Source organism: Gordonia sp. NPDC003422 (genome assembly GCF_053588675.1).
In genome coordinates, this window is record NZ_JBSFQL010000019.1 from 22741 (window position 1) to 42225 (window position 19485).

Consider the following 19485-nt stretch of genomic DNA (forward strand, 5'->3'; position numbering starts at 1 on the left):
CCGATGAACCAGCGCGCCCACCCACATACGACGACACTCACGTCGCCGCCCCCGCATCTGCACGGGCGGTGGCGTCACGACCCCCTGCTCACGCTCGGCACGGTGATCGCCAAGGCGTGGTGGCCCTTCTGGCGGCCGATGTCACCGCTGCGTCACACCGCCGAGAACGACGGTGTGACGACAGTGAAAGTCGTTCGGCGCGAGGTGGTTGCCGAGGACGAGAACGTCGTCGCCCTCACCTTCGCGGCTCCCGACGGCGGCATGCTGCACCGCTGGCATGCGGGCGCCCACCTCGACCTCCTACTTCTGTCCGGGCGGATGCGTGAGTACTCACTGTGCGGCGATCCCGCCGACCGCTACACCTACCGGATCGCGGTGCGCCGCATCCCCGACGGCGGTGGCGGGTCGATCGAGGTGCATGACACTCTGAAGATCGGTGACCTCATCTCGATCAAGGGACCGCGCAACGCCTTTCCGCTGGCGGTCCCCGGCCACGGATCGCCCGCACGCTCGGTCCGATTCATCGCCGCCGGGATCGGCATCACCCCGATCCTGCCGATGCTCGCGGCTGCCGAACGCTTTGGGCTCGACTGGTCGATGATCTACACCGGCCGAACCGCGGACTCGATCCCGTTCCGCGACGAGGTGGCCCGGTTCGGCGACAAGATCACCATCCGCACCGACGACGCCGCCGCCGGGAGCGGAGCGAGCGGGGCGCATGTCCCAGTCGGTCTACCGACGATGGACGAACTACTCGGTCCGGTCGACCCGGAAACAGGCCGTGCCCCAGGCGGTCTGGCGGTCTACTGTTGCGGACCCGTTCCGATGCTCGAGCGCCTGCGGACGCACCTCGCCGACCGCGCCGACATCGAACTTCACTACGAGCGGTTCTCTCCGCCTCCCGTCGAGGACGGTGAACCGTTCACCGTCACGCTTGCCTCCACCGGACAGCAGATCGACGTGGCCGCAGACGAATCCGCGCTGGCCGCGATTCGCCGGGTCCTGCCGTCGGTGCCCTATTCGTGCCAGCAGGGATTCTGCGGCACGTGCAAGGTCGCGACATTGTCGGGCGAGATCGATCACCGCGACAACATCCTGACCGAGCCCGAGCGCGAGGCCGGAACCATGCTCACGTGCGTATCACGAAGTCGCGGTGACAACCTCACGCTCGACCTCTGATCCCTCCGGGGCGGTATGCCCGCGGAGCAGATACAGTGCCGCAAGCCCGGCGAAGGCGGTGATCGCGACGGCCGCCCACACGGCGTTGTGGAGACCGTCCATGAACACGTCCTGTATGGCGGCTCGCACGGTGTCGGCCACGGCACTCGGCGCCTGATCGGCGACCGCGCCGCCGGCCATCACCGACTGTTCGGCGATCTCGCGCGCCTCGCGGGGTACTCCGATGTCCGACAATCGATTTCCGACGCCGGCGACGTACGCGGACGTGAGGATCGACCCGAGGACGGCCACACCGAGGGTGCCGCCGATCTCCCGGGTGGTGTCGTTGACCGCGCTGCCCGCACCGGCCTGCTCGGGCCGCAGCGAATCCATGATGAGCTGGGTGCACGGTCCGGAGATGAACGCGAGACCGGCCGCCATCAGCGACATCGACCAGATGATGAGCTCCCAGTAGCCCGACATCCGCGACGACACCTCGACCAAGGCAAATCCACCCGACATCAGGAACGCGCCGGTGACCGCGACCGGCCGCGCACCGAATCGGTGCGACAACGCCATCGCCACCGGCGAGAGCGCCGCCATGACGACCGCGAACGGCAGTGTGCGAAGGCCTGCTTCAAAGGGACCGTAGCCCTTGACCGCCTGAAAGAACTGCGTGATGAGGAAGATGAAACCGAACAGCGCGAAGAACGCGACGCTGATCATGCCCGCCGCGGTCGCGAAGCGGCGATTGGTGAAGAGCCGGACGTCGAGGATGGGGTGATCGATCCTCGCCTCGCGCCAGCCGAACAGAGCCAGAAGACCCAGTGCGACAACAAGTCCCCCGATGGTCCGCGGATCCGACCAGCCGAAGTGCGGTCCTTCGATCACCGAGTAGGTGAGCAGCCCGAGGCCCGCGATCGACAGCGCCAGTCCGAGCAGGTCGAACGGTGCGACCACCTCCGGCCGGGTACCGGGCACCACCGCGAGGATCGCCACCAGCGCGACCGCCCCCAGCGGGACGTTCACCCAGAACACCGATGTCCAGGAGAAGTGTTCGAGAAGCCAGCCACCCAGGACCGGTCCGATGGCGACTGCCACGCCCGACGTCGCCGCCCAGATACCCACGGCCGCAGCACGTTCGGAGGCCTCGGTGAAGATCGTGGTGATGATGGCCAGCGTCGCCGGAAACACCAGCGCAGCAAAGACTCCGAGGCCACCACGCGCGACGATGAGCTGCGCGAGATTCTGTGTCGACGCCGCAGCCACCGACACGGCGGCGAACCCGATGACGCCGGTGATCAGCATGCGCCGATGGCCGAAGCGGTCGCCGAGGTAGCCGCCGGTCAGCAGCAGCCCGGCGAACACGAGCGTGTACGCGTCGACGATCCACTGCAGACCGGAGATCCCGGCGTCGAGATCGCGGGCCATGGTCGGCAGCGCGACATTGACGATCGTGTTGTCGACCATGACCAGGAGTTCGGCAAAGCAGAGCGCTCCCAGCGCCCACCAACGATTGTTCAGCGTCTTCATGACGTGCCCTTCAAAGATTGTGGAACATCGATCTATTGTTGTAGTACGTTGTTCTATTCAAGAAGAACACTGTTCTAGTAGGTTGTCAATATGTCCCCCGCAAAATCCCGCACTCGCACCGCCGGCCCCGACATCCGCGTCGGCCTCATCGCGGCCGGCCGAAAGATCCTGGAGCGAGATGGCGTGGCCGGACTGACGGTGCGGGCCGTCGCGGCCGAGGCGGGCGTCGCGCCGATGGGCGTCTACAACCACTTCGACGGCAAGGAAGGCCTGATCGACGCGGTGGTCACCGACGGGTTCGCGGAGTTCGCGTCGGCCATCGCCGCCACCGACGACGACCCGGCACTCCGGTTGAGCAACAGCGGCCGGGCCTATCGCACGTTCGCGCTGGCCAACCCGGTGTTGTACTCGTTGATGTTCTCCAGCGAGTGCGAAGCCGACCTCGAGGTGGCCGCCCGCGGCTTCCTGGCACTTGCCGACATCATCCGCTACGGACAGGTCGCGGGGCGCATCATCGCAGGTGACGCCAACGACTTCGCACTGCAGGCGTGGTCGTGCGTGCACGGTGCCGTCGCGTTGGAACTCGCCGGTTCCGCTCCCCCGTTCGTCGACACCGCCGCCAACTTCGAACACATCCTCGAGCTGATCGCACGCGGTCTCGCACCGTGAGGACAACGCCATCTGGGACAATGACCGCGTGACTGAGTATCGGATCGACGATCTCGCGCGCGCGGCCGGTACGACGACGCGCAACGTGCGCGGCTATCAGGACCGCGGCCTGCTGCCCCGACCGGTCCGCCGGGGCCGGATCGCCATCTACACCGAGGCACATCTCGCACGCCTCAAGGTCATCAACGACCTGCTCAAACGCGGCTTCACGATCCGTCACATCAGCGACTTCCTGTCCGGCATCCAGCGCGGCGACGACCTCGCCGAGGTCCTGGGTTTGCAGGAGGTGGTTTCCGAGCCGTGGTCGAAGGCCACGTCGACCACGATGTCGGCCGACGACCTGCGCGACCTGCTCAACACTCGGAACCCCGCACATTTCGCGCAGCTCATCGACTTCGGCTTGATCAGCCCCGACGGCCCGGCGGACCCGCCGGAGAAGTACACGATTCTGGATCAGGAAACCGTTTCGGCGTACGGACGGCTCGTGAAGCTCGGGGTGTCACTCGGCGGCATCCTCGATGTCCACCGCAGGCTCGACGGCGAGATGTCGGCGGTGGCGGCAACCGTCATCTCCGCCGGTCGGCGTGCGGTCACCGAAGGCCGTGAGGACGGCTGGATTCCCCAGACGACCGCCGAATCCGATTGGGCCACCGAACTGCTGACCGAGCTGCGGCGCGCAGGAACGGTCACCGCCCACAACGCGCTCGACCGCGCACTGGACCGGGACCTCGCCCGGCAACTCGAGGAGTACCTCGGCGAAGCTCGGAAATCGCGAAAAGATCAGGACCGACCCTCGTAGCTCCCCACCTCAGGGAATGACGATCGGCGGTAGTCCCGGTAGCGGAATCGTGAGCCGTGGTCGCGGGCGTGGGCGTTGGCGTGGCCGCGGTCCCGGCGTCGTCTCGTCGGGTGTCGATTGCGGCGGTGGCGGCGGAGGCGGCGGGGTGTAGCGCGCAGCGGGCAGCCGCGCCTCGGCCAGGACGGCTGGGTCTGCATAGGACGGCTGTGCGGGTGACGACGGCACGGATTGTGCGGCGGCCTGGTTGTCGGATGTGGAGTCGCCGCCGAGTGCGAAGGCTGTTGCCACGCCGACCAGCGCGAACACCGCGACGGCACCGACAACGGCGGCAACCCGCCGGCCCGACGCCCGACTCAGCAGCCCACGAGTCCGCGACGGCGGCGCCGGGGCCACGTCGACCACGTCGTCCGGCATGAGCTCGTCGTCGGGTGCGACCTCCTCGACCTCCGAGTACGCCAACGACGTCGCGACCACCGGGATCGGCTCGGTCGGCCGGTCGTCGGCTGCGATCGGCTCCGGCTCTGCGATCGGCTCAGGCTCGGGCACCTGCTCCGGCATCGGCGCTGATTCGGGTGCCGGCGTCATCTCCGGAACGACCACCGGCGGCATCACGGGGAAGTCCGCCGAGCCGAGGTCATCGGCATCGACGTGGGCGTTCACCACGGGTGTTTCGGGGACGTCGAGATCGAGTACCGGCACGGCGACGGCGCGCGCGATCGAGTCGCGCAGGCCGGGCCAGTTGCGAACGCCGTCGGCCGCGACCACCGCGACCACGTTGCCACCGGCGTTGGACACCGCACCGCGGGTCAGGGTCTCGACCTGCGCGATCAGCTGTCGAGTCGGCTCCTCGACGTCGCGTCGGGCCAACCGGAACAGCCGGAGATGCCGGCGCCCCATGATGAAGGTGCCGTCCGATGCACGCAGTCGCTGACGACCCTGCGCGACGAGGTCGAGCAGTTCGCGATCCCAGTCGGCCGAGGTCGGCCTGTCCACGCGACCGACTCTGATGAGGTGGTCGGCGATCATGCGGTCGAGCGTGGCGGGGCCGATGTCGTCGTCGGCCTGCGCAGATACCACCGCGCGCGATGCGAAATCGACGGTCAGGACCACGAGGCCGCTCTCGTCGAAGTCGAGGAGGACGACGCGCTCGTCGGTCGGCAAGCCGCGGGTTCGCAGCAGTTCGGCGATCTGCCCCAGCGAATCGACGATCTGATCGCGCGCAGCATCGTCGGCCGGTTGGCTCACGGCGTGTGCGGTGTCGTCGTTCATCGTGGTCATCAGTGGGCGGATTTCTGCGGTCAGGGACGGCTCTCAAGCTTGCGTCGCACATCGCCCCAGCGCCCCCACCGGCGAAAATGTGCCGAGTCGACCACCGTCGGTCGACCCCCTCGGAGCTTCAAACTAGCACGTGTCAGCCGCGCAGGGTCTGCGCAGCGTGCCCGACCACGTGGGCATTCGCTGTGTGCCGCTCCCGGCGTCGACCCGTCACCGGCCCGCCGATGGCGTGGTACTGCCATCCCGCGTCGAGCCACATCTGCGGGTCCAGGCACCGTCGGCCGTCGACGATGACCTTGGCGCGCACCACCTCGTCGAGCTCGTCGGGCGACATGTGCACGAACTCGGCCCACTCGGTGGCCACGACGACGGCATCCGCCCGGTCGCAGGCGTCGGCACCCGACGACGCGTAGGCGAGCATCGGGTAGGTCCGACGCGAATTCTCGAGGGCCTTGGGATCGAAGACGGTCACCGACGCGCCGCGCAACGCCAGCTGGCCGGCGACGCTGAGCGCCGGCGAGTCCCGAACGTCGTCGCTCTCCGGTTTGAAGGCCGCACCGAGCACCGCGATGTTGCGTCCGAGGACGTCACCACCGACCGCGTCGGACACGAGATCCACCATCGCGGTGCGTCGTCGCATGTTGATCGCATCCACCTCACGCAAGAACCCCAGGGTCCGATGGGCACCGAGCTCGTCGGCCCGGGCCGTGAACGCCCGGATGTCCTTGGGCAGGCATCCACCGCCAAAGCCCAATCCCGCGTTGAGGAATCGGCGTCCGATCCGCGCGTCGTGGCCGATCGCGTCGGCGAGCGTGCTGACGTCGGCGCCGACGATCTCGCACAGCTCGCTGATCGCGTTGATGAACGAGATCTTGGTGGCGAGAAACGCATTCGCCGACACCTTGACGAGTTCTGCTGTTGCCCAGTCTGTTTCGATGAGGGGAACACCGGTCTCGAGAATCTCCCGATAGATGTCCCGGATCACCGGGACCGCACTCGACGTCGTGCCGGCCGGGTCGGTGCCCACGACGATACGGTCGGGCGTCAGGGTGTCCTCCACCGCGAAGCCCTCGCGCAGGAATTCGGGACTCCACGCCAGCTCCACTGCGACACCGTCGGCGGCCAGTACAGCGATCCGTTGGGCCAGGCCGGTTGCGGTACCGACCGGGACTGTCGACTTGCCGATGATGAGGTGGTCACCGCGCAACACCGGCACCAGGGCGTCGATCGCCGCGTTGACGTGCCCGAGATCGGCGGCGTGCCCGCGAGGTTCCTGTGGTGTCCCGACGCCGAGGAAGTGCACCGACGCATGTGCGGCCGCCGCACGGTGATCGGTGGTGAACGAGAGTCGTCCGGATGCGATGTTGCGGCGCAGGATATCCTGCAGGCCGGGTTCGAAGAACGGGACCTCACCCGCAGTCAGCCGCTCCACCTTCGCCTCGTCGACGTCGACGCCGAGCACGTCGTGGCCGAGTTCGGCCATACAGGCCGCGTGAGTCGCGCCGAGGTATCCGCATCCGATGACCGTGAGCTTCATGTCTCAGTGAGTACGCGGGTCGTTCGGCCATCGAACGACAAGAGACTGTCGAGTCGTGATCGTCTCGGTGAACTCCCGACGAACCGATTTACGGCTTGGTGAAGTTGAGGTATGCCTTCGACGGCGTCGGCCCGCGTTGTCCCTGGTACTTGGAGCCGACGGCCGCGCTGCCGTACGGATTCTCGGCGGGACTGCTCAGCCGGATCAGGCACAGCTGGCCGATCTTCATGCCGGGCCACAGCGTGATCGGCAGGTTCGCGACGTTCGACAGCTCCAGGGTGATGTGACCGGAGAAGCCGGGATCGATGAAGCCGGCCGTCGAATGCGTCAGCAGACCGAGCCGCCCCAGCGACGACTTGCCCTCGAGCCGTCCGGCGAGGTCGTCGGGCAGACTGCACACCTCGAGCGTCGAACCGAGGACGAACTCACCCGGATGCAGCACGAACGGCTCATCCTTGGCCGGTTCGACGAGGCTCGTCAGTTCGTCCTGCTGCTGCGCCGGGTCGATGTGGGTGTAACGGGTGTTGTTGAAGACGCGGAAGAGGCTGTCGAGCCGCACGTCGACGCTGGAGGGTTGGACCAGCGTCGGGTCGAAGGGGTCGATGCCGAGGCGGCCCTCGGCGATCTGGGCACGGATGTCGCGGTCGGAGAGCAGCACGTTGTGAGGTTATCGGACCGGCTGTTCGCCGTAGGCCCCGACCGTGAGCCAGACAACATCGAATCATCAAGAGTTGTTTACGTCGTGGACGCTGCCGAACCGGCAGAGGATCTCTAGAGTTTGTTTCGCAACGCGCAGGATCGAGATCGATGCTGTCGACGGGGGACGTTGCACGTATGGATGGGGAGATCCATGGTCGGGGTTCGGGTGGGGTGGCATCGCTGTGTCATCGCGACGTTGTCGGTGGTGTTGGCGGTTGCGATCGCGTTGACGGCAGGCGAGCGGGGTGTCGCCGCGGTGGCAGCGCCGTCGAAGTCGCCTGCGGCGCCCACCGAATGCGTGGGTTCGCGGTTCGCGACGCTCGGCGCGGTGTACGACGCGATCTTCGATTCGTTTCTGCCGATGATGCCCGCGCAGATCCGTGATCGGTCCGCGTCGATCAAAGCGCAAGCGCACCGCGACATGGGGGCGCTGAAGATCTCGACGCTTGCGGTGTCGACGCACCCGTACGACCTCGGAGCCGACGAGCGCTCCCCGATCATGAAGTACCGAGATCCGGTGTCGCAGTGGATCGTCACGCAATTGGTGAACGTCCGCGACGGCCACGGCGGCGACGTCATCTCGGTGGAGAATCTCACCGTCGCGCAGGCAGTCGAGACGGTGTGGCTGTATCTCTATGTGACGGTGATGGTTCCGTTGACCATCGCCCGACGCAGCATTCCGTCGATCGGCCCGCTGGTGGGACCGTTCAGCATCGGCACGCTGCTCACCCTGCCGATCGTGCTGGGCGTCCTCGGTGCCACCGCCGTCTACAACAGCCTGAGCTCCAACCTGGTCAAGGCATGCATCGTGTCGGTGACCGAGTCGCAAAGGCGTTCCGCGGGAAAGCCGGTCAAGGATCTGCGATTCACGAATGCGGTTCCGGCGATCGTGCGTGACATCGCGAGTCAGGTGTCGGTCGCCGATCCCAAGACCTGCCCGGCCATCGGCAATCTGCCGGTGTCGCGCATCGTCGACCGGACGTCGACCTACCTGCGCGCCATCACCCGCGACGCCGGTACCCAGCGCCAGATCGGCGACCTGAGCACCCGTGTGCAAACGTTCCTCCGGTCATACCGTGTGCCGCACAACCTTATTCCCGCCGACCCAGCCGACTTCAACTCCGGCGAGGGCGCACTCTCCCAAATCGGCCTGATCCTGATTCCTTACGTCGGCGGCGCACCGCTCGACATCTCGATCGGCCTCAACCACAACCTGCGCGACGGCCACATCGCCGACACCGTCCCGCTGTCGGACCTGACCGTCACCAAGAGCCTGACCGCGGCGTACTACACCTACGCCCTGACCGCCCACTTCATCGAACTCATCTGGCGCTACGGCGCATCCGACCCGACCGCCACGATGATCAACAGCCTCTTCCCCGGCGCCGGCATCACCGCCGACATGATCCCCCGCAGCACCGGAATCATCGGCGCTCCCAACCTCTATGGCCTGGTGGTCTTCCACAACGTCCTGCGCTCCCTCTGCCTCACCGAAGACAAACGCCCAGCCTCGACGCCGCGCTGGTGACCACCCGCTGGTCGAGCCGACACCGAGCGCCATGCGCGAGGCGTCGTGTCGAGACCACCGCCGCACGTTCCGCGGAACGCACCCACCCCGCTGGTTCAGCCACGCCCCTCTGCTGTTCAGCCATGCCCCTCTGCTGTTCAGCCGCCCCCCTCTGCTGGTTGAGTAGGCGAGCCCCCCGGGGCGAGCCGTATCGAAACCCGGCGACCTGACAATGTCAGTGCACCCCACACCAATTCCGACCACACCGGCGTTCCGCGGAACGCGGTTGTGGACAGCCCGACGTTCCGCGGAACGATTCTGTCGGTACCCACCGATACCTTGTCCGTAGTGAGATCGAGATCCACACATCGGGGAGGGCCCATGCCAGTCACTGCGGTGACATCGTTGTCGGACACCATGTTTGACCACACACCAGCCGACCAACTCTCCACCACGGAACTGACCGACCGCGTCGTCGGCTACGCCGGCCAGATCGCTGCTCTCACCGCCAGGTTCCTGGAGTACCTCGCCGAATTCGACGCCCGCCGCGCCTGGTCGGGCGAAGGCATCCGCAGCTGCGCCGACTGGCTGTCCTGGCGCACCGGCCTGTCCCGACGCACCGCCCAAGACCACGTCCGCGTCGCCCACGCCCTCACATCGTTGCCCGCCATCCGGACCGCGTTCACCGAAGGCCGCCTCACCTACTCCAAAGTTCGCGCCCTCACCCGCGTCGCGACCCCCATCCGCGAGAACGAATTGTTGAACGTGGCGCTGTCGGCGACCGCCGCCCAGGTCGAACGGCTCGTGAAATCGATACGCAACATCGATGCCCTCGACCCCGACACCGGCACGCCACTGGAGCCGACCGCGGTGCGCCGATCCAAGGGCAATTGGCGGTTGCACTGCGACGGCACACTGTCGGTCTCCCTCAGATTGTCACCGGTCGACGGCGCGGCGTTCCTCGCCGCCGTGGTGCGCGCCGAGTACGAACGCCTGCGCACCAGCGGTGACGCCGACGTTCCGCGGAACGCGCTCACCGACCCCGAAACCGCTGGTCCCACCGACGGCAACCTGAAAGAACCCGGAGAACGTATCGATCTATGGCGGGGAGTGCCCCACGACATCAGCGCCGCCGTCATCGCGATGGCCGACACCACCCGCACCCTGACCGACGTTCCGGAACTGACCCGCGGCGCCGAAATCATCGTCCACAAGCCCCTCGAGGACGACCTCGAAGATGCGCACCTCGAAGACGGTCCCGCGTTGACCGACGCCGAGGTCGACACCCTCGAATGCGTGGCATCGGTCCGCGAGATCGGGAAACGTAAGGGCGTCACCCTGCGGTGGGGACGTAAACGCCACCCACCCACCGCCGCGCTGGTGCGGATGATCTCCGGCCGCGACCAGCACGAATGCGCCCATCCTGGCTGCGGGCGCACCCGCCACCTGCACCTGCACCACGTGCGCCCGTGGTCGAAGGGCGGCACCACCGACCCCGACAACCTGATCCTGCTGTGCTCAGCCCACCACGCCGCGCTGCACCGCGGCGTGTTCGGCATCACCGCCCACGGCAACCAGCACTTCACCTTCCACCGCCCCGACGGCACGCACATCGACACCGCACCGCACACCAGAGCACCCGACCGCTGGCGTCCCGACCCGCACATCGCACCCGACGCCACCGCACCGGTCGGCGGCGGCCGCTTGAATCTCGGCTACACCACCGAAGTCCTCTACGCCGCATGGGCCTACAAAACCGAACGAGCGAACACCGGTGAGTTGGCTGCGGCCTGATCGATCGACATCCTTCCTGCTGGTCGCGTCGAGACACCCCTTCCCCCATTTGCTAGGCTGTCGATCGCGAGTCTCACCGCTCGCACGCCGATGTAGTTCAATGGCAGAACATCAGCTTCCCAAGCTGAATACGCGGGTTCGATTCCCGTCATCGGCTCCACCATCACCGCGGGTAGAGCGATGTACATTCTTCAGACATGGCAGGCTCGCTCGACGACGAGATGCGTCAGCGCTTCGTGGAGGCGCGAGTCGCCCGATTGTCCTCGGTGACACCCGATGCGAGACCGCACATCGTGCCGATCGTCTTTGCCGTGAACGACGACACCCTCGTCACCTGTGTCGATCACAAACCCAAGCGCACCAATCGACTTCGTCGGCTCGCCAACATCGGGGAGAATCCCTACGTGGCGGTGCTCGTCGACCACTACGCCGAGAATTGGGACGAGCTGTGGTGGGTTCGGGTGGACGGCCGCGCCGAGGTGGTGGATGCGTCGGAACCTCGTGGCAGGCACGGAATCGATGTGCTCGCCGACAAATACGAACACTATCGTCGCCGACGACGACCCGACGGCCCGGTCATCATCGTCGGCGATCTCCACTGGCACTCGTGGTCGGCGCGACCGTCGCCGGCCGGCTGAGCGTGAGCACTTTGTTGATCCGACTCAGCCGAGTTGCCGGACCTCGGTGACCTCGTACTCGGCCACCGACGCCGACACGATCATCGCGGCCTGCCCATCGTCTGTACCCGATCCTCGGAACGCATCCACGGCCTGGACCGAGTCCCAACGCTCGTAGATGGTGATGCGTGCGGGATCGACGAGATCTGCCCCGATCGCGAAGTCGAGGCAACCCGGCGCCCGCCGTGCCGCGTCCACCACTGCGTCACAAGTCTGGAGATAGGTGTCACGGTCGGCAGGAGCGACGGTGATGTGTCCGGCGACGATCAACACTGGTGCTCTCCTCGGGTCAGGAAACGTTTGCCACGGATACAGACTCGACGACCCACACAGATTCATCGCCGGACACACGCCGGTGCGCTTACCTACCGTGCGAGCGAGAGGTCAGTCGAAGCTGAATCTGGTGCAGTCAGTGGGGAACGATGACCAGGCGAACGCGCGTTTCGGAGTGATCGCCCGAAGCCCGCCACCGTCGACCGTCGACTGCCATGACTCCGGGCCGGGGCTGTAGCCCTGCTCGGAGTATTTGCCAAAGGCCGCAGCAAGTTTCGCGCCCAGTCCGTCGGGGGACGCGCACACCGCCACGGACTCACCTTCGATGATGACCACGTCCGTCCCACTCTCGAGGCTGAGCGTGCACGCCGGATTGGCCTCGACATTGCGGGTGTGCCGGGTGGTCGGAGCACCGTCGTAGAAGAACCGACCCTCGACCCATACGCCCCAGCGAGGCACCGTGTGCGGAGTGAGGTCGGGACGTACCGAGGTCAGCCAATAGTGTTTCGACCCGACGAGCCGGCTCACGACCGACTCCCACGATCGCGTTCCGTCGAGTTCTGTACCAACGCCATAGCCGTTCGGGAAATGTGGACGGTCGACGCGTGGTTCTGTGACAGGCGGCAGGGCGTCGGCACTCGCCAACGCAGGTTCAGGCGAGGTGTGTGGCAAATCCGTCATTGGCTCAATGTACGAGCGTGCGGCGCTGCGCTGCCCGGCCGTTCTTGCTCAGATGTCATGTCAGCGTGTGAGGGTGGTGTCGCGATTGGCCGCGTTCGGTGCCCGCCCCTCCCCGGCCAGCCGCTGGTAGCTGCTGTGCCATAGCCACTCCAGCGGTCCGCGCTTGAACCTGCGCAGCCAGAGGGTGGCGAGCACGATCATCGTCGCGCTTATGGCCAGATAGAGAGCGATGGTCACCGGCACGACCGTCGTCGCATCAAGGTGTGCCGCGAGCCCGAGTCCCCAGCCGTAGCAGATGGCGCCGGCGATGGCGTTCTGCAGAACGTAGCAACTCAACGCGGTGCGGCCGACGGGAGACATCAGTCGTCCCACTCGCCCAGCTGCGCGTCCGTCGGCGTAGAAGCCCGCGACCCACGCCAGAATTGCCAGCGACACCACCGGCGCCAGAACGTAGCGCCCCAGGATCAGCCCGGCCGTGCCGCCGAAGATGCCCGCCACAAAGTCGAGCGGCGCCGCCACACCCAGACCGGCAATCATCAAGCGCCGCCGAAGCATTGCGCCACGGGGTTCGAGCACCCCGGCGCGCAGCAACGCAGCACCGATCAGGAACAGCGCGATGGACATCGGCACAATGAGCACCACTTCGGCCCGGAACACTCCGATGTTCTGGATGCGAAATACGACGAGGTCGAGGAATGAGCCGTCCGCATAAGGATTGGGCGACAACGGTTTCGAACTCTCCGAAGATCCGCCCGGCGCAGCGGCGAGCGCCCAGACGATGAGTCCGACGAGTATCAGGTGGACGGTACCCGCGATGCCTATGGCCAGTCGCTGGCGGCGAATGCTCATCGACAGCAGATACGCGACGATGAGTCCGGTGACCGCGTATCCCATCAGCACGTCGAACTCCGTGAACAGCAAGTAGTTCAGAGTCCCGTCGATGAAGAGAAGTATTGCGCGCCAGTAGTATCGGCCGGGCCACGGCCGACCGCGCCGCGTTGCGGAGGCTTGTTGGATGGCGAGTCCGATGCCGAACATGATCGTGAGAAGTCCGAGGAACTTGCCCTGGGTGAGCTGTTCGAGCAGAACCTGGGCGACGCGCCACGCGCCGTCGGCCTGCGTGGGGTCGGAGAGATAGCCGACAAAGCCGTCGACGTTGGTGAAGATCCAGATGTTGGTGCCCAGTGTGCCGAGGATGGCTATTCCGCGCAGCACATCCAGCGAGACGAAGCGTTGGTCGGCCATGGCTCTCCTGAGATTTTGTTAGCACGGTAGTGTTACCAAACTCTCGGCCAAGGTAGCACAGTTGGGCTAGTATCGGTCAATGCCCAAACTGATCGACCATGCGCAGCGACGAGCCGACATTGCCGTCGCACTCTGGCGAATCATCATGCGTGAGGGCATATCCGGCGTCTCGATCCGCGAGGTCGCGGCCGAGGCGGGAATCTCCACCGGGTCACTTCGTCACGTTTTCGCGACCAAAGAAGAGCTTCTGGAGTTCTCGATGAGACTCGTCTACGAACAGGCCGCCGCCCGCATCGAGCGCCACCGGCGCATGCGGAGCCCACGTCGTCGCGCCGAGGCGATGATTGCCGAATTGCTGCCCCTCGATGCCGAGCGGGCGGCCGAGATGCGCGTGCACATGGCGATGAACGCCGAGTCGGTAGCACATCCCGTACTCGTCGACGCAGCACGCGAAGCGCATGAGGGACTACGAACGCTCTGTCACGTCGTGCTTGACGACCTACGATGCCACGGACTCATCGACTCTGCCGCCGACCTCGACGTCGAAGCAATGCGGCTGCACGCGGTGATCGATGGTCTCGCTATGCACCTGCTGGTGTCGGGCACCGACACCCCAGACCAGGTACGCGCGCTGGTGCGTGCGCACCTGGCATCGCTGGCAACGGTGTCAGTCGCCGACGGCTGAGCTCGCGGCGTACGACACCAACGCCACCCCATTGCTGAATGACCGTGCCGTCAGCAATCGCAGCGTAGGCGCCTCGAAGCCGTCGGGAAACAATCGCCGACCTCGCCCCTGAACCGTCGGGTACTGGAACAGGCGGTACTCGTCGACGAGTCCGGCTCCGATCAGCGCGTGGGTGAGCGTGATGCTGCCGGTGACGACGATGTCCTTGCCGTCACGCTGTTTGAGTTCGCGGCAACAACGCCGGGATCGCGATGCACGCCGACCTCGCCGACACCGACCGCGACCGCGATCAGGTGCCACTCAACGTCGCGGTGCTGACCGACCTCACGACCGTCTATCTCCAGAGAATGGCGGAGCGTGGGTCGGGCGCCATCATCAACGTCGCGAGTGTCGCTGCGTTTCAACCGGTTCCGCACCTGGCGGTGTATGCAGCGTCCAAGGCGTACGTGCTCTCACTCAGCGAGGCACTGTGGTGGGAGGCCAAACGACGCGGGGTGAAGGTTCTGGCCGTATGCCCGGGTGCCACGGAGACCGGTTTCTTCGAGGCGGCCGGCGCCGACGGAGATTCCGTCGGCCCGACCCGCTCCCCGAGCCAGGTCGTCGACACTGCCTTACGAGCACTCGAGAACGGCAAACCGAGCGTCGTCGACGGTGTACTGAATCTGGTCGCCACCACGGTGAGTAAACTCGTGCCACAACGGATTTCGATTGCCGTGGCCGAGTTCGCCGTCCGGCACAGCGGCCCTCAGTCCTGAGCCCACCCCGTCGGCGTCAGGGCGCGCGGAAGAATTCCAGCAGGTCGGCGTTGATGGTGGCGGCCTCTGTGGTCGGCATGCCGTGCGGGAATCCCGGGTAGGTCTTCAGGGTGCTGTTGGGCAGCAGCTCAGCCGACTTCACGCCGGTGTCTTCGTAGGGCACCACCTGATCATCCTCGCCGTGAAGCACCAGGGACGGGATCGTCACCTTCTTGAGGTCGTCGGTGAAATCCGTCTGCGAGAACGCGACCACCCCGTCGAAGTGCGCCTTTGCACCGCCCATCATGCCCTGGCGCCACCAGTTTGCGATGACGCCCTCCGACGGTTCTGCGCCCTCCCGGTTATAGCCGTAGAACGGTCCTTCGGCGAAGGTGCGGAAGAAGTCGGAACGACGCGTGGCCACCTGCGTCTGGATGTCGTCGAACACCTCTTTGGGGATTCCGTCGGGGTTGGTGTCGGTCTTGACCATGATCGGTGGCACCGCGGAGATCAACACCGCCTTGGCCGCACGATCCTGTCCGTGACGTGCGAGGTAGTGCACCACCTCGCCGCCGCCCGTCGAATGGCCGACGTGGATGGCATCGGTCAGGTCGAGGTGCTCGACAACGGCTTTCAGGTCGTCTGCGTAGTGGTCCATATCATGGCCGTCGGCTACCTGGGTCGACCGCCCATGACCACGCCGGTCGTGAGCGACCACCCGAAACCCGTTCTGTAAGAAGAACATCATTTGGGCGTCCCAGTCATCGGACGACAGCGGCCAGCCATGACTGAAGACGATTGGCTGACCCGAACCCCAGTCCTTGTAGAAGATGTCGACGCCGTCGGAGGTGGTGAGGGTGGGCATTGGATACTCCTATGTGTATTGGACCAGCCGATCCAGTGTGCATCCACCGTCAAGGTCACCGTCCCACTCACCCGGCCAGAAAAGCCCCCATTTGCGACACCACGTCAGCCGGCGAGAGCACCCGTCGACGAGAAGCGTTGCTGGTAGCGGCGAGGCGATATGCCGATCCGCGCAACGAATGCCCTGCGCATCACCTCCGCACTGCCGTATCCCGCCGCTTGGGCCGCTGCGCCCACGGTCAATCCGGCGTGCAGTTTGTCGCGGGCGATCTCGAAGCGGGTGTCGGCGACGTAGCCGGCCGGGGTTGCGCCCAGTTCGTCGCGAAAGAGCCGAGTCAGCTGACGGACGCTCACGTTGACATGCGCGGCGATACTCGAAACAGTGTGCGGAACTTGAGGGTTCCCACGGATATGATCAGTTGCCTTGCGCACCAGAGACGTTCGCGGAGCGGGCCCGGTGAGCGACGACGAGAACTGTGACTGCCCACCGCCGCGCTGCATGTAGACCAGCAGCCCTTGCGCGGTGCGACGTGCCACCTCGGCGCCGTGATCCTCCTCGACGAGCGCCAGGCTCAAGTCGATCCCGGCAACCACCCCCGCCGAACTGTAGATGTTTCCGTCGCTGACGTAGATGGCATCCGAGTCGACCTGCACCTCGGGAAATCGGTGAGCAAGGTCGGCAGTGAACTTCCAGTGCGTCGTGGCCGACCGCCCGTCGAGAAGCCCGGCCTCGGCAAGGACGAATGACCCCGTGCACACCGACGACATCCGCCTGGTTCGTGTCGCCAGGTCGCGTGTCGCCTCGATGAGCTCCGGCGTGACGAACAGCGGCGGCGCGATCTCGCTGCCTGCAACGATCACCGTGTCGAAGCCGCCGGAGTCATGCACCGGCGTGGTGCTCACCCGCACGCCCACCGACGTCGCGACGTCACCGCCGGTCGGCGACATGACTACCACCTCGTAGTTGCCGCCGAACTGGTTGGCCTCGACAAAGACTTCAGCGGGGCCCGTGAAGTCGAGCATCTTGACACCGTCGAACACGACGATGCCAACTCGCCTACGTGCAGTTTCCGACGAGCGAACGATCTCCATGGTGAGAAGTATGCCGTCAGGCGGTGAACTCGTAGTCGTCGAGCGGGTAGACGCGACTGTGCACGGCGGCTCGACGGTGGTGGTCGGACGGAGTGGGGCGTCGCCGTTATGGTCGAAGTAGTACCTGTTGGCCTTGCTGCAGGACTCCTGCCAGAAGATCTGTCGATAGCGACGCTTCAGCACCGACGCGAAGTAGCGGTCGTTGGCCTCCTGCCGAACCTCCACCTTCTTCGCCTCTCGACCGATCGCCGCACGAATGCAGCGGGTGATGTGCCGAGTCTGGTTCTCGATCAACGCGAAGTACGACGAACCGGTGTAGCCGTACGGCCCGAAGACGAAGAAGAAGTTCGGGAAACCCGGCACCGACACCCCCTCGTAGGCCTGCGATCGGTTCTCATTCCAGAAATCCGCCATCGTCCCCTTGGGCCCGGCCAGCCTGAAGGGCGGCATGGCGTCGGGATCGGTCACCTTGAAACCGGTTGCCAGGATGAGGATGTCGATCTCGTGTTCGGTACCGTCCGAGCAGTGCACACCATGCGCGGTGACCTTCTCGATCGGCGTCGTCTGCAGAGTCACGTTGTCGCGGTTGTAGGTGGCCAGGTACTCGTTGTGAATCCCGGGCCGCTTACAACCCAGACCGTAAGCGGGCGTGAGCTTTGCGCGCGTCTCCGGGTCGTGGACCTGACTGTCGAGGTACTGCCGGCACGAGCGCTCGGCGAGCCGGCCGGCCGCAGGTATCCACTTGTAGAAGTGCGCGAAGATCGTGAACGACAGCTCGATGAAGGCCTGACTCGCCGCCCGCGGGATCAGTCGGAGCAGCGGTGTGCGGGAGAGCACGCGAACCGGTTGAGGCAGAACGAAATCCATCTTGGGCATGCACCAGATCGGGGTTCGCTGGAACACGGTCAACGTCTCGACGTCTGGCGCGATGGACGGAATCACCTGGACCGCAGTGGCTCCCGTACCGACGGTCCCCACCCGCTTTCCACGGAGATCGACCGAGTGGTCCCACCGCGCGGTGTGCATGGTGGTCCCGGCGAACTCGTCGATCCCCGGGATGTCGGGCAGGCTCGGCACATTCAGTGGACCCGCAGCACTGATCAGGAAGCGGGCGGTCAGTGTCTCGCCGCCCGGCAGGGTCAGCCGCCAGAGATTCGACGCACTGTCGAACTCGGCGTTCTGGACCTCGGTATTGAACCGAATGCGACCGGCCAGACAGTATTGCTCCACGAGTTCGTCTGCGTACTGCTTGAGTTCGGCACCGGGAGCGTAGCTGCGCGACCATTTCCCTGGCGCGAAGGAGAACTGATAGCTGAACGACGGGATGTCGACCGCCACGCCGGGATAGGTGTTCCAGAACCAGGTTCCACCCGCACCGCTACCGGCTTCGATGATCTGCCAGTCGCGAATTCAGGCTCGGTCCAACCGAATTCCGGTACCGATACCGGAGAAACCGGCTCCGACGACGGCAACGGTGAGATCCGGCTCGGCATCGTCGTCCATGGCCCCGACTCCCTTGTCCCGACGGCACTTGTGCCGCTTCACGGTACTCCGCGGACGTTGCGCTGGGAAGGAGTCGAACGACCGACTAGTGCTGCGACGGGGCGGCGGTGGTACCACTACTCGCGGCAAGGGCCGCGGCAACGTCGTCGGCCCAACGACGGATCGCGTCCCAGTCTCGGGCGTCGCGTAACTCCTCGGGAGTGCGCTTCACCATGGACTTCTCGATGAAACCGTGCGGATCTGTGGGCATCCGGCCGGCGAACACCGTGTGCCCGCGCAGCCCGATGGATTCGGCGAGGTCGAGCACCTTGTGGGGTTCCAGCCAATTCGAGTTCTCGGCGAGGTCCTCCTCGACGTTCTCGCCCACCGGCCCGGAACTGAAGATCCAGAACGGAATACGCACGAGATCGTCGCGATGGTGTTTCAGGAAGCGGTGCGCATCCTTGAGCCAGCGGCCGGCGTAGACGGCACTGCCGAGAATCACCGCGTCGTATCCGGTCACGGTGTCCGCGCTGACGTCGGTGCAATCGGCGTCGAGCCCCTGTATCCGCAACTCGGCGGCGATGGCCTCGGCTATCTCCGCGGTCGAATGATGCTTGCTCGCATATGCGACGAGTACCTTGCCCATACTTTGATGGTCCTCCTGCGCGGACATGTGATCCAGGGCACAACGTCCCGATTGCGAGGTCGTCTCACCAGGCCTTCGAGGCGCCTCGCTAGCGCTCGTCGCACCTCAGGCAGCGGATGGGGTGGCGTCGTG

18 protein-coding genes, 1 tRNA gene and 2 pseudogenes are annotated in these 19485 nt (G+C 65.8%); 9 read left to right on the top strand and 12 right to left on the bottom strand.

The features are described 5' to 3' along the window. The first annotated feature begins 3 nt into the window (after window positions 1–3). Window positions 4–1179, top strand: coding sequence for a PDR/VanB family oxidoreductase (locus tag ACWDTF_RS16515; protein ID WP_355276698.1), 1176 nt, complete (start codon window positions 4–6; stop codon window positions 1177–1179). On the opposite strand, the gene ACWDTF_RS16520 is transcribed toward ACWDTF_RS16515, so the two are convergent. After that, window positions 1141–2691, bottom strand: a complete 1551-nt coding sequence (locus ACWDTF_RS16520) for an MFS transporter (RefSeq protein ID WP_449754676.1) — start codon at window positions 2689–2691, stop codon at window positions 1141–1143. The genes ACWDTF_RS16515 and ACWDTF_RS16520 overlap by 39 nt on opposite strands. Before the next feature lie 90 nt (window positions 2692–2781). On the opposite strand from ACWDTF_RS16520, the gene ACWDTF_RS16525 reads away from it, so the two are divergent. Further along, complete coding sequence (locus tag ACWDTF_RS16525; protein WP_433256686.1) at window positions 2782–3360, top strand: WHG domain-containing protein; 579 nt, start codon at window positions 2782–2784, stop codon at window positions 3358–3360. 28 nt (window positions 3361–3388) lie between these two features. Then, the gene (locus tag ACWDTF_RS16530; protein ID WP_240857838.1) at window positions 3389–4159 is read left to right on the top strand and encodes a MerR family transcriptional regulator; all 771 of its coding nucleotides are present in this window, start codon (window positions 3389–3391) and stop codon (window positions 4157–4159) included. A gap of 9 nt (window positions 4160–4168) precedes the next feature. Here ACWDTF_RS16530 and ACWDTF_RS16535 read toward each other — a convergent pair whose 3' ends face one another. The 3 genes from ACWDTF_RS16535 to dcd form a co-directional block, all read right to left on the bottom strand. Next, a complete protein-coding gene (locus tag ACWDTF_RS16535; RefSeq protein WP_240857839.1) occupies window positions 4169–5437 on the bottom strand; it encodes a hypothetical protein in 1269 nt (422 codons plus the stop codon). Window positions 5438–5570: 133 nt separating this feature from the next. Further along, window positions 5571–6971 carry a nucleotide sugar dehydrogenase gene (locus tag ACWDTF_RS16540; protein WP_433256692.1) on the bottom strand — a complete coding sequence of 467 codons (1401 nt, stop codon included), beginning with the start codon at window positions 6969–6971 and terminating at the stop codon, window positions 5571–5573. An 88-nt stretch (window positions 6972–7059) separates the two neighbouring features. Continuing rightward, window positions 7060–7629: a dCTP deaminase gene (dcd, locus tag ACWDTF_RS16545; RefSeq protein ID WP_240857841.1), complete on the bottom strand. Its 570-nt coding sequence runs from the start codon at window positions 7627–7629 to the stop codon at window positions 7060–7062. A gap of 192 nt (window positions 7630–7821) precedes the next feature. Between dcd and ACWDTF_RS16550 the strand changes: the two genes are divergently transcribed. The 4 genes from ACWDTF_RS16550 (at window position 7822) to ACWDTF_RS16565 (ending at window position 11609) form a co-directional block, all read left to right on the top strand. Next, window positions 7822–9198, top strand: a complete 1377-nt coding sequence (locus ACWDTF_RS16550; protein ID WP_449754677.1) for a hypothetical protein — start codon at window positions 7822–7824, stop codon at window positions 9196–9198. A 360-nt stretch (window positions 9199–9558) separates the two neighbouring features. Continuing rightward, window positions 9559–10971, top strand: coding sequence for a DUF222 domain-containing protein (locus ACWDTF_RS16555; protein WP_449754678.1), 1413 nt, complete (start codon window positions 9559–9561; stop codon window positions 10969–10971). 86 nt (window positions 10972–11057) lie between these two features. Next, window positions 11058–11131: transfer RNA gene (locus tag ACWDTF_RS16560), tRNA-Gly, on the top strand. A gap of 37 nt (window positions 11132–11168) precedes the next feature. Further along, window positions 11169–11609 (top strand): TIGR03668 family PPOX class F420-dependent oxidoreductase, encoded by a 441-nt coding sequence (locus ACWDTF_RS16565; protein WP_449754679.1) that lies wholly within the window; start codon window positions 11169–11171, stop codon window positions 11607–11609. 24 nt (window positions 11610–11633) lie between these two features. On the opposite strand, the gene ACWDTF_RS16570 is transcribed toward ACWDTF_RS16565, so the two are convergent. From ACWDTF_RS16570 to ACWDTF_RS16580, 3 genes are all read right to left on the bottom strand, one after another. After that, window positions 11634–11921 (bottom strand): putative quinol monooxygenase, encoded by a 288-nt coding sequence (locus tag ACWDTF_RS16570; protein ID WP_449754680.1) that lies wholly within the window; start codon window positions 11919–11921, stop codon window positions 11634–11636. Between the two features lie 111 nt (window positions 11922–12032). After that, window positions 12033–12602, bottom strand: coding sequence for a pyridoxamine 5'-phosphate oxidase family protein (locus tag ACWDTF_RS16575; protein ID WP_449754681.1), 570 nt, complete (start codon window positions 12600–12602; stop codon window positions 12033–12035). A gap of 60 nt (window positions 12603–12662) precedes the next feature. Beyond that, window positions 12663–13847: a DUF418 domain-containing protein gene (locus ACWDTF_RS16580; protein WP_449754682.1), complete on the bottom strand. Its 1185-nt coding sequence runs from the start codon at window positions 13845–13847 to the stop codon at window positions 12663–12665. A 79-nt stretch (window positions 13848–13926) separates the two neighbouring features. On the opposite strand from ACWDTF_RS16580, the gene ACWDTF_RS16585 reads away from it, so the two are divergent. Beyond that, complete coding sequence (locus tag ACWDTF_RS16585) at window positions 13927–14532, top strand: TetR/AcrR family transcriptional regulator (protein ID WP_449754683.1); 606 nt, start codon at window positions 13927–13929, stop codon at window positions 14530–14532. Here ACWDTF_RS16585 and ACWDTF_RS16590 read toward each other — a convergent pair. Further along, window positions 14515–14757: pseudogene (locus ACWDTF_RS16590) on the bottom strand (dihydrofolate reductase family protein); the annotation flags it as partial. The gene ACWDTF_RS16585 and the pseudogene ACWDTF_RS16590 overlap by 18 nt on opposite strands. 20 nt (window positions 14758–14777) lie before the next feature. On the opposite strand from ACWDTF_RS16590, the gene ACWDTF_RS16595 reads away from it, so the two are divergent. Further along, window positions 14778–15287, top strand: a complete 510-nt coding sequence (locus ACWDTF_RS16595) for an SDR family NAD(P)-dependent oxidoreductase (RefSeq protein ID WP_449754709.1) — start codon at window positions 14778–14780, stop codon at window positions 15285–15287. 16 nt (window positions 15288–15303) lie between these two features. On the opposite strand, the gene ACWDTF_RS16600 is transcribed toward ACWDTF_RS16595, so the two are convergent. The 4 genes and pseudogenes from ACWDTF_RS16600 to ACWDTF_RS16615 form a co-directional block, all read right to left on the bottom strand. Then, the gene (locus ACWDTF_RS16600; protein ID WP_240860674.1) at window positions 15304–16131 is read right to left on the bottom strand and encodes an alpha/beta fold hydrolase; all 828 of its coding nucleotides are present in this window, start codon (window positions 16129–16131) and stop codon (window positions 15304–15306) included. A 104-nt stretch (window positions 16132–16235) separates the two neighbouring features. After that, window positions 16236–17222, bottom strand: a complete 987-nt coding sequence (locus ACWDTF_RS16605) for a GlxA family transcriptional regulator (protein WP_449754684.1) — start codon at window positions 17220–17222, stop codon at window positions 16236–16238. A gap of 16 nt (window positions 17223–17238) precedes the next feature. Then, window positions 17239–18725, bottom strand: a pseudogene (locus ACWDTF_RS16610) (flavin-containing monooxygenase). An 85-nt stretch (window positions 18726–18810) separates the two neighbouring features. Further along, window positions 18811–19380 (bottom strand): flavodoxin domain-containing protein, encoded by a 570-nt coding sequence (locus ACWDTF_RS16615; RefSeq protein WP_240860672.1) that lies wholly within the window; start codon window positions 19378–19380, stop codon window positions 18811–18813. Window positions 19381–19485: the final 105 nt, after the last annotated feature.

Bases quoted from the DNA above. Each gene is read 5' to 3' on its own strand.
- ACWDTF_RS16515 (WP_355276698.1), top strand. From the start codon at position 4: ATGAACCAGCGCGCCCACCCACATACGACGACACTCACGTCGCCGCCC.
- ACWDTF_RS16520 (WP_449754676.1), bottom strand. From the start codon at position 2,691: ATGAAGACGCTGAACAATCGTTGGTGGGCGCTGGGAGCGCTCTGCTTT.
- ACWDTF_RS16525 (WP_433256686.1), top strand. From the start codon at position 2,782: ATGTCCCCCGCAAAATCCCGCACTCGCACCGCCGGCCCCGACATCCGC.
- ACWDTF_RS16535 (WP_240857839.1), bottom strand. From the start codon at position 5,437: ATGACCACGATGAACGACGACACCGCACACGCCGTGAGCCAACCGGCC.
- ACWDTF_RS16540 (WP_433256692.1), bottom strand. From the start codon at position 6,971: ATGAAGCTCACGGTCATCGGATGCGGATACCTCGGCGCGACTCACGCG.
- ACWDTF_RS16550 (WP_449754677.1), top strand. From the start codon at position 7,822: ATGGTCGGGGTTCGGGTGGGGTGGCATCGCTGTGTCATCGCGACGTTG.
- ACWDTF_RS16555 (WP_449754678.1), top strand. From the start codon at position 9,559: ATGCCAGTCACTGCGGTGACATCGTTGTCGGACACCATGTTTGACCAC.
- ACWDTF_RS16565 (WP_449754679.1), top strand. From the start codon at position 11,169: ATGGCAGGCTCGCTCGACGACGAGATGCGTCAGCGCTTCGTGGAGGCG.
- ACWDTF_RS16575 (WP_449754681.1), bottom strand. From the start codon at position 12,602: ATGACGGATTTGCCACACACCTCGCCTGAACCTGCGTTGGCGAGTGCC.
- ACWDTF_RS16580 (WP_449754682.1), bottom strand. From the start codon at position 13,847: ATGGCCGACCAACGCTTCGTCTCGCTGGATGTGCTGCGCGGAATAGCC.
- ACWDTF_RS16585 (WP_449754683.1), top strand. From the start codon at position 13,927: ATGCCCAAACTGATCGACCATGCGCAGCGACGAGCCGACATTGCCGTC.
- ACWDTF_RS16600 (WP_240860674.1), bottom strand. From the start codon at position 16,131: ATGCCCACCCTCACCACCTCCGACGGCGTCGACATCTTCTACAAGGAC.
- ACWDTF_RS16605 (WP_449754684.1), bottom strand. From the start codon at position 17,222: ATGGAGATCGTTCGCTCGTCGGAAACTGCACGTAGGCGAGTTGGCATC.
- ACWDTF_RS16615 (WP_240860672.1), bottom strand. From the start codon at position 19,380: ATGTCCGCGCAGGAGGACCATCAAAGTATGGGCAAGGTACTCGTCGCA.